This window comes from Streptomyces phytophilus, from assembly GCF_013870535.1.
GTDB classification, from domain to species: Bacteria; Actinomycetota; Actinomycetes; order Streptomycetales; family Streptomycetaceae; genus Streptomyces; species Streptomyces phytophilus.
On sequence record NZ_JACBXC010000606.1, the window covers coordinates 1 to 3,598 of the forward strand.

Consider the following 3,598-nt stretch of genomic DNA (forward strand, 5'->3'; position numbering starts at 1 on the left):
CCAGGCCAGCGGGAAGCCGGCGCGGGCGCAGTCGAGTACGTGCTGCAGGGTGCGCGGCGAGAGCAGGCCGCGCAGGTGCGGGTCGAGGGCGGCCCACTGCCGGAACACCTCGCGCAGGTCCCAGTCGGGGAACCGGGCGGCCAGCGCGTGCCGCCAGGCGGTATCGTTGGCGGTCAGCCGGAGGGTGACCATCCGGTCCAGGATCGCCAGGTCGGAGCGGCGCACGCTGGTCTCGGCGAGCGACTCGTTGTCGGTGAGGAAGACCCCGACGCAGCCCAGCTCGCGCAGGTCGTACTCGCCGAGCGTCCAGTTGCAGGCCATCTGCATGAGCTGCGACTGCACGGTGTTGCCCGCCTGGAGGGAGTCGTCGACGAGGAGGACGAACGGCGTGCCGGGGGTGAGCTGGCGCATCACGAGCTGGCGCAGGGCCAGTTCGCCGCTGCGCTCGTCCCGTACGGGGGCGTTGATCAGCAGGTCGTCCGGGGCGAGGTTGGCCGCGGGGAGGACCACGAGGCCGGTGCCGGGGTAGCGCTTCGGTACGTACGAGACGAAGGTGGACGTCTTGCCGATGCCGTGCTCGCCGAAGATCTGCCCGGTCTGGCCGGTGGCGATCATCGCGTCGATGAACTTCTCCAGCGCGGCGGTCGGGCCGTCCGCGGGCGGTTCCGGGTAGGTGGCGTTCGCCCGCCACTGCCGGCCCGCGGCGGGTGTTCCGGGCGGAGTCGCGGGCGGGGTCGCGGCGGCCACTAGGTGCTTCTCCTCGGCGTCATCGGTTTCCTCGGTTGCCGTTCGGACGTGACCCGGTGGCAGGCCATGGGGCGGTGGTGCCGCTCCGGCCAGTCGTCGCCGCCGTCGGTGATGAGCCAGATCCAGCGGTCGGGGTCGGCGGGGGTGACGTGGGGCGCGTAGCCGTCGGTGACGACGATCACCGCGTCGGGCTCGTGCGGGAAGGGTTTGCCGGCGACCTCCAGCCGGCCTTCCGCGTAGTCGACGACGCATCGGAAGTCGGTGCCGCCGCCGCCCGCCACCCGCTCCCCGGGGACGAACGGCATCACGGTGCCGTCGAAGGAGAGCCAGTGGCTCTCCACCCCGTCCGTCTGCCCGACGAGGGTGGTCAGCCACTCGACGACGGCGTCGGGCATCGACCCCGAGGTGTCGAACGCGACGAGCACCACCTTCGTGCGCTCCGGGCCGCGGCGGGTGAGCATCGGCTCGTGGCCGAGCGCGAGGACGATCGCGCCGTGCTTCTTCGGGTAGACCAGCCGTTCGCTCTCGGTCAGCTTGGAGGCGAGTACGTCGGTCAGCCACCGCTGCCACCAGTCGACCCGGCGGGTGCGGGGTGTGCTGCCGCGCAGCTGGTCCAGGCCGAGGCGGCCCCACAGCCGGCTGAAGCGCTCGCCGCCGCCCGCGGTGCGGTCGGCGAGGCCGAGGAGTTCCTCGCGTGCCGACCTGCCGCCGCGCAGCGCCGACTGCATCACCTCGCGCAGCACGTCGTCGCCGACCTGCGCGACGGTCTCGGGGTCGAGGGGGACCCCGGTGCCGGCCGCGCCTTCGGCGAGGTGGACGCAGTGGCCGGACCGGGGCGTCTCGTGCTTCATCATGCGGCGCAGTTCGCCGTAGACCGTCAGGTCGGTACGGCTGAAGTCGTCGTACGGCAGCGGGTCGAGGCCCTGCTCCCGCAGGTCGTCCCGGTACGCGCGGTACACGGCGTCCGGGTCGACGCCCACCGGCTCGGGTGCCCCGCCGCCGGGGGGCACGGCCTCCGGTAACGCGGTCCGGCCCAGGCGGCGCAGGGCGACGTGGTTGATCGCCACCTCGGCGGCGAGCGTGAACACCGGGTCGGAGCGCAGCTCCTCGTCCACGTACAGGTGCCGGTGCATCAGGTGCCGCGCCTCGTGGAAGAGCACGAACTTGACGCCGTCGAAGTCCAGGGAGGCGAAGAAGTACGGGTTGTAGAGCAGCGCGCAGCGGCCGTCGCCGGTGGCCGTGACGGCGGCGGTCGGGATCGCGGTGGTGGCGAGGTGGCGGTGGCACTTCGCGTACAGCCACGAGGCCACGACACTCTGCCCGACCCCGAAGTCCAGCAGCGCGGCCTCCTTGCGGCGCCGCGCCTCCGCCACGACCTCCAGGTCGACGGGCTCCCCCGCAGGCTCCGCGGCCGGCGCTCCGCCGCCCGGCCGGCGCAGGTCGGGCGCCCCGTGCGTACTCCGCTCCCCCTGCACCCGTGATCTCCCCTCGCCGCTCGCGGGCACGCTACATGCCGCCCCTCCCGCGGTGTGACGCGGGTTCAGAGCGTGCCCGCGCAGAGCGCCAGGCGGGGGTCGGTGAAGGACCAGTAGTAGGTGTCCGAGCCGGGCGGGCAGGTCTGCGGGTCGGCCAGCGGCTCCGCGGCGGTGATCCGGTACATGCGGTTGTCGATCTGGGGGATCTCGGTCCTGCTGCAGCGCGTCACGGACAGGAAGCTCGCGGCGCTGTCCGGTGAGCCGTCGCCCGCGTCGGGGCCGGGGAAGCACTGCCCCGCGCGGCCGCGCGACGCAGACGGCGACGGCGACACCGCTGCAACTGCCGTCGTCGGGGTCGGAGTCGACGGAAAACTCGTCGCGGCCCTCGCCGCGCGGGCACACCGGATCGGCGAATATCTCGCTCCAGCGCAGCCCGGTCACCTTCACGTACGCCTTGTCCGCCCCGCAGGGCACGGGATCCGGCTCCCCGACGCCGTACCACGCGTCGAACATGGCCACGTTGCGGTCGGGCGCCGCCCCGCTCCCGGCGGGACGGCCCTCGTCCGTCAGCCGCGGAACTCGGCCTCCAGCACCGCGTTCTCCCCCGCCTGGGCGCCCCGGTCGCCGTTCCGGACGCCACCCTCAGCAGCCCTCCGGCTTGCATACCCCCCAGGGGTAGTGTTATATCTTCCTCGCATACCCCCTAGGGGTATTATTCCAGAGGAGGCGTACTGCCATGTCATCCGTCAACCCCCGCCGCTGGTGGGCACTGCTCGTGCTCGCCACCGCGCAGTTCATGGTCATCATGGACACCTCGATCATCGGCGTCGCGCTCCCCGAGATGCAGCGCGACCTGGGCTTCTCGCCGGGCGATCTGCAGTGGGTCTTCAACGCCTACGTCGTCGCCTTCGGCGGTCTGCTGCTCCTCGGCGGGCGGCTGTCCGACCTCTTCGGCGCCCGCCGCGTGTTCGTCACCGGATGGGGCGTGCTCATCGCCGGCTCCGTGGTGGCCGCGGCGGCGCAGACCGCCTGGGTCGAGATAGCCGGGCGCGCCGTGCAGGGCGTCGGCGGCGCGCTCATCGCGCCCGCCGCCATGACCCTGCTCATGATCCTCTTCAGCCACGACCCCCGGGAGCTGGGCAAGGCGCTCGCGCTGTACGGCGCCGCCGCCCCGGCCGGCGGCACCGCCGGGGTCTTCCTCGGCGGCGTGTTCACCGAGTGGCTGAGCTGGCCGTGGATCTTCATCATCTACGTGCCCATCGGCATCGCCACCCTGCTCGCCACCGGCCTGCTGCCGTCCGTCCAGCCCCGCCGCGGCGGCGTGGACGTGCACGGCGCCGGACAGCAGCGCCGCCAGGCTGTGCCGGGTACGTCCC

General features: G+C 73.1%; 3 protein-coding genes and 1 pseudogene. 1 reads left to right on the forward strand and 3 read right to left on the reverse strand.

Annotation, left to right across the window (positions count from 1 at the left end; genetic code table 11):
* The 3 genes and pseudogenes from H5J30_RS22120 to H5J30_RS22130 form a co-directional block, all read right to left on the reverse strand.
* Positions 1 to 747: pseudogene (locus H5J30_RS22120) on the reverse strand (AAA family ATPase); the annotation flags it as partial.
* Entirely contained in the window at positions 747 to 2,222 is a 1,476-nt protein-coding gene (locus tag H5J30_RS22125) for a DUF2201 family putative metallopeptidase (RefSeq protein WP_181789131.1), read from the reverse strand. The gene H5J30_RS22125 and the pseudogene H5J30_RS22120, both read right to left, overlap by 1 nt.
* Before the next feature lie 65 nt (positions 2,223 to 2,287).
* The gene (locus tag H5J30_RS22130) at positions 2,288 to 2,554 is read right to left on the reverse strand and encodes a hypothetical protein (RefSeq protein WP_181789132.1); all 267 of its coding nucleotides are present in this window, start codon (positions 2,552 to 2,554) and stop codon (positions 2,288 to 2,290) included.
* Between the two features lie 404 nt (positions 2,555 to 2,958).
* Here H5J30_RS22130 and H5J30_RS22135 point away from each other — a divergent pair.
* Positions 2,959 to 3,598: MFS transporter (locus H5J30_RS22135; RefSeq protein ID WP_181789133.1), on the forward strand; the 640-nt coding region annotated here is incomplete at its 3' end.